The 5,154-nt window shown below is 46.6% G+C and carries 5 protein-coding genes; all 5 read right to left on the minus strand.

The window, feature by feature from the left end; genetic code table 11:
* Positions 1-181: 181 nt before the first annotated feature.
* Positions 182-946 (minus strand): hypothetical protein, encoded by a 765-nt coding sequence (locus tag DFR42_RS28840; RefSeq protein WP_146219016.1) that lies wholly within the window; start codon positions 944-946, stop codon positions 182-184.
* Positions 947-1,359: 413 nt separating this feature from the next.
* Positions 1,360-1,584, minus strand: coding sequence for a hypothetical protein (locus DFR42_RS28845; protein WP_110258528.1), 225 nt, complete (start codon positions 1,582-1,584; stop codon positions 1,360-1,362).
* 176 nt (positions 1,585-1,760) lie between these two features.
* A complete protein-coding gene (locus tag DFR42_RS28850; RefSeq protein ID WP_110258529.1) occupies positions 1,761-2,138 on the minus strand; it encodes a hypothetical protein in 378 nt (125 codons plus the stop codon).
* Between the two features lie 38 nt (positions 2,139-2,176).
* The gene (locus DFR42_RS28855; RefSeq protein WP_110258530.1) at positions 2,177-2,962 is read right to left on the minus strand and encodes a hypothetical protein; all 786 of its coding nucleotides are present in this window, start codon (positions 2,960-2,962) and stop codon (positions 2,177-2,179) included.
* A 20-nt stretch (positions 2,963-2,982) separates the two neighbouring features.
* Positions 2,983-4,899 (minus strand): hypothetical protein, encoded by a 1,917-nt coding sequence (locus tag DFR42_RS28860; protein WP_110258531.1) that lies wholly within the window; start codon positions 4,897-4,899, stop codon positions 2,983-2,985.
* Positions 4,900-5,154: the final 255 nt, after the last annotated feature.

Genomic DNA, 5,154 nt, shown 5'->3' on the forward strand with positions numbered 1-5,154 from the left:
ATTTGGACTTCTCCTCTGTGAACTGAATCGTTTCATCACTCTTCAGTTTGGCACATTTGATGCCGTAAGGGGAGGAGTCCATTCCATTGCCCTACGTGTTCGCCTTGATCAAAGCGCATGTTTGATCGTCAACCCGCAGGCAGCATTGCCTTCGCTTCTGGACTGGAAAAATAAAAATCCACTACTTACAGCGACCAGAAATATGAATCAGTGTTTTAACATCGTTTTCACTCGCGATGCATCTTTTAAAAACACTGTCACCATCAATGATGCAACTGGTATTGCTGTTGTAGTAAAGCATGAGGCTGATCTCGCCTTGTGCCGGACATTCTGGTGCACTGTCATACCTCTTGCCCAGGATGGATGAGGTGCCTGCATGCCCCCACGACCATATCGCACCAAATGCATGCGTCAATAAGGGGTGCCCAACTTCATGTGCAGCAGTCATCGCATATGAGCGATCTGGGTCGGGCCCTTCGTTTTCATCGTAATACAGCGTGCCAGTAAAAAACGGATGTGGATTGCGGGAGCGCTTGCTCAGGTTGCCAAGCAAAGGCTTGCCGGGGTTTGCCAGTGTCAGGGGCATGCCTTGCGCTGATCGTTCCGGTTCTACCCTGACATGCCATTCTTCACCATTGAGCGTGATGGTTCTGCTCCAGTATTTTGCAATACCTTCATCGGCCAGCCTTGCATAGTATTCAAATTGCGCGTCGCCGGGCTTTTTGGCGAGCCCCGCCAGACAGGTAACAAGTGATGGCTTGCCATAGTTCATGCGCAAGCGGATGTGGATGATTTTATGCCCATCATCCATGCTCGCAGTGGCATAAGCCAATGGGCGCTTGCTGCCATTGCGTATCTGCTCATCGCTGATGGCGCAGATGGGATGGAAGGCCGCATGTTCAGTGCCAGTATGCTTACTTTTGCCAGTACGCGAATGATGCGCCATATTTTTTATTGAACTCTTTTCGTTCTCTGTGATGAAATTTTTGGTCTTTTCAAAAACTACAAATAAATGACCCGTAGGAGGCATTGCAATGCACCGCATGAAAGCATCGATCACGTCTACGCGCATAGTCCTGGAGAAAGCGTAAATCACATGCGGCGCATTGCCATGCGCGCTACAACTTCACCTTGATCAACGCACACGGTGCGTTACAAGGCACCTTTCCCGTTAAGGCCAGTGATCAATCTCATGGCAGCTCCGCCTTGGGAATAAACGTTGAATAGCCACCAGGCTGCAAAAAGTAATACCTTCGCTTGTTTCAATGACCTGGCATTTTTTCAGGTAAGAGATAATATCCTCATCCCGGTTGATGAGCGAAATGTCTACGCTGATAAATCGTCGATAAAAGAAAACATTCAATACGTAGCGATCTTCTTCATGCGAATATCCATGCTTGTGTGTGCCATCAGTTGAGATGGTGACATGATGGCCACCTCTTTTTTCTGATCTTCATATGAATAGATTTCGCGCACTTGCTCTCCGGGTTCATGAAACAGGAAATAAGTAAAGGCAGGCAGCGGGAGCAAGGCGAGCAATATCAAGAAAAGAATACTCGCTACTTTTTTCAAGATGGAGTTCATGTTTTATCTCTGAGGATGGCTGGGTTTTGGCATTTTACGTTGATCGATCTTTACAGTTGGATTCATTTCATTGCCGACTTTCCAGGTGATGATAAGCGGTAGTTTTCCAGTCAGCATAAAATACACTTTTTCATACTGCAATAATCACCGGAGCATACAATTCCGTATCAATTATTTTACTGAAATTCAGCTCTGGGAATAAACGTCAAATAGCCTTCAGGTTGAATAAAAGAAATGCCTTCTTCTGTTTCAATTAGCTTGCATTTTTTGATGTAGCTGTTGATATTTTTATCGTCAAACAAAGAAATGTCTACACTTAATATTCGGCCTGCTGAGTGGACTGACAAGACATAGCGATCTTTGTTTTCGCCTATTAAACGGTAACGCTTTCCTTCAACAGATATGGTGACATAAGGTTTTCCTCTGGCCACCTGGTCTTTATTGGAGTAGACATCAAATTCATATGCATAGCATTCCAGTAATAAATGTACAGATAAGAGCAGAGGCAGGATGTAGAACACGATGCGTAAAAAAGTACGTATTTTGCTTTTCATGAATATTTTCCTCTATTTCTTTGTCTTTGACTGCCTTTCTATAATTGATTAAACCGTTCCATCGTTGGGGAAAACGTGATTTTTACCGAATAAGATGGTTCGGTTTTCAAATCTTCTTGCGTCATGCTCTTGATTTCGCGGGCAATTCTATCCTTGACAGGTGCATAATTCACATCCTCTCTGTCTGTACGGCTCCCCCATCTTCTCCTGAGATTGCAAATATCCATTGTGATCTGCATGTTATTTTTTTCCAATACAACTGCTCTGAGGTCTTTTATATAAAATTGAGAATTGAGGAAAAATGATTCTATGCCTTCAAATGAAGTCAAACTCATTTCCGGTTGGCCAGTATTGGTTTTATAAAAGCTTTGCCACGGTTGATCTTTCGATGTAAAGCCTTGAGCGAGAAAATCATCCCGGAATTTTTTCACCAGTTCAACTGAGGCGTGCAAATTGACGTAGTCATCAATGGGGTAGAATGAAAAATCTGAAATAATTGATTCGGGGTCGATTTCACGATGACGTATTTTGTAACCCAGATAGGTCGCCAGGCTGTTTACATTACTTGCTTTTTCTATGCGAAATTCCAGATCTGCATCCTTATAGACCAGTACATGTGGCACGGAGATATATTCTTTACCGGGTACGCCCTGCATGAATTTTTCATCAAATTGATAACTTGATTTGGCTTGCACTTCACTGACCGGCGCCTCCATGCGCAATTGTATGACAGGTAGGACGGGTATGACTGGCTTTACCTGCTCGGAGCAGGCAACGGTCAAGTTAAGAAAAAATATACAAGTACATAATTTGATGATCTTCATGATTATCTTGTGACTTATGTTTATGAATTGAATTTCCACCAGTCCGGTTTTAAAAATGGTTGCACCAACCTGCTGGCGCGCCCCAATTGACCCTGATGAAACTTGAGTAAATTATTTCCTTCGGGTGTTTGCCGCATTTCATTAATTGTATTAAAACCATTACGGGCAATGTTAACACGGTTCTCAAGTGAGGTCAGGTCTTCACTGCCTTGCGGCACAACAATAAGCCTGGCGTAATTTTTGTCGGCATCGCGATTTGTTCCCACGTAGATGTCGGGATGAACCAGCGCCATGCCAGTTTCTTTCAACAACATCGCATTTACTTTTGAAAATGCAGACATGCTTGGTTTGTCCCACATAGCCTGCAAATTGCTTTGTTCATGACGGCCCATCTGCACTGCTGCCGCAGTCTGCAAACGGTAAAATTCCTTGGTGTCGCCACGGTCCCGGGCCTCTTCAGCCTGTTTTTGCAAGCTAAAAGATTCCCTGGCAGCGGCGGACATGCCGTTGAGGTTTGAATTTCTCATTGCCTCAGATCCATACATCTTGTGCATCACTGACAAGCCACCTACGTCTTTGAGTACATCGATCTGACCTTTCAGCGTGTCGTCTGCCATGCCGCGGGTTAATTTTGCGATCTCACGGATGCTCATGCCACCCAGTAGTCCGGACGCACCAGGCATGAAAGAGAGGGTTGGTCCAAGTCCGTCAAGGGCGTCTGCAGAATTATGGGATTCCACGAGACCGTGGCGAACAGTGTTGGCAGCAAAAATACCTAGCTTTGTCCAGAAAAAATCTGGATTTTCTCTGGTTAATGCGTCGTAACGTGCCAGGACATAGGTGTTCTTCAACATGGCTCTATTCGCCGCGCTATAGCCTTCGCGATCTGCCATGGCATCCAGTTGTTTCAGTTCCGCATCAACGTTTTTATTGAACCTGTCACGGTCGGCTTGCATATCCTTTCCTGCCATCCCGTATCTTGCGCCAGAAATATCTTGCCCCATTGCCATTGCTATTTCTTCCGGGCGGTGTCTTGATTTCATTCCGACAGGGGCTAAGGCTTTCTCACTGTCTTCACGTGCCTGCAATAGCTTCGAGCGCAAGAGCCTGGCCGTGCGCTTTTCGCCTTCTTCATCGCTTAACGTAACAGCAGGGGCAGGATTGTCGTAGAGCTTCAGTCCTTCATCCCATGCCTTGTTCTGACCCGGCATTTCTGCATCTTCTGGTATCGCACGTTCGCCCAAACCATTTTCGAAGCGCATGTAGCGATCTGTCAGAGAGGGCGAAGGCGGCGCGTTGAGATCTATATCCTGATCGATCAATGGATTGTGTGAGGGAGTGCGTGCATAAAGCTCAGATTGTTGGATGAACGAGACAGGCACAGATTTGTTCGTACTGGATCGAGGAAAAGTAAACCTGTTCAGCAGCCCCATATTACTGTCACTTTCATTCTGCTCAACAGAGTCATATCCACCTTCGCGCCTGTCGATGGAATTGCGGGACCATCTGCCCAGCCCAGCCATTTTCCCGTCGAGTGCCAGCGATGCGCCAGGGCCCACATCATCATTGGCTGCGACGGCACGCAATAACAAGCCCCTGGCTGTTGTGGTCGCTTGCAAGTTGTCATCACTATTGCGACCGGTTGCGGCATAATCTTGCAGGTAGTCGATGTTTGACGGTCTGGCAAGTTGAAGACCAGCAAATGGACTTGCATCGGCGCCATAGTTACGTGGCGATGGCTGCATATAGTTTTTGCTCTCAGTGCTGGTTTGTCCCATGCCGGGGTAAGGCAATAAACGGGATGCTGCCAGATCCTGCATGGCAGACGGAAAATTGGGATTGGCCCAGTCACTGAATTGTTCGCCGTCTTCTTCTTCTTCTTGTGTATCGATGAGATAAGGCAGGCCATCCGGGCCTGTGATGCGTTTCATTGCCATGATGTTCCTGTGGTGATGTTTTTGGTTTATGTGTTGCCTGCATCTGTCAGGCTTGCCCGGGTTGCCGGTATAGAGTGCGTTGCAACGCACAGCATGAAAGCGTCGACCACGCTTATCCGCATTGGCCCGGGGAATGCGTGAATCACATGCGGCGCATTGCAATGCGTATATGGACTCCTCAGGAATTGCAAGTTTTTGTTGTTTCGGCTTAAGTTCAACTGCTCGCGTATATCCGGCTTCTCAATTGGGTACCGT

This window comes from Undibacterium pigrum (genome assembly GCF_003201815.1).
GTDB lineage: Bacteria > Pseudomonadota > Gammaproteobacteria > Burkholderiales > Burkholderiaceae_D > Undibacterium > Undibacterium pigrum.

What these genes read in the sequence shown, in the direction of transcription:
- DFR42_RS28840 (WP_146219016.1), bottom strand. Translation starts at nt 946, where the DNA reads ATGGCGCATCATTCGCGTACTGGCAAAAGTAAGCATACTGGCACTGAA.
- DFR42_RS28845 (WP_110258528.1), bottom strand. Translation starts at nt 1,584, where the DNA reads ATGAACTCCATCTTGAAAAAAGTAGCGAGTATTCTTTTCTTGATATTG.
- DFR42_RS28850 (WP_110258529.1), bottom strand. Translation starts at nt 2,138, where the DNA reads ATGAAAAGCAAAATACGTACTTTTTTACGCATCGTGTTCTACATCCTG.
- DFR42_RS28855 (WP_110258530.1), bottom strand. Translation starts at nt 2,962, where the DNA reads ATGAAGATCATCAAATTATGTACTTGTATATTTTTTCTTAACTTGACC.
- DFR42_RS28860 (WP_110258531.1), bottom strand. Translation starts at nt 4,899, where the DNA reads ATGGCAATGAAACGCATCACAGGCCCGGATGGCCTGCCTTATCTCATC.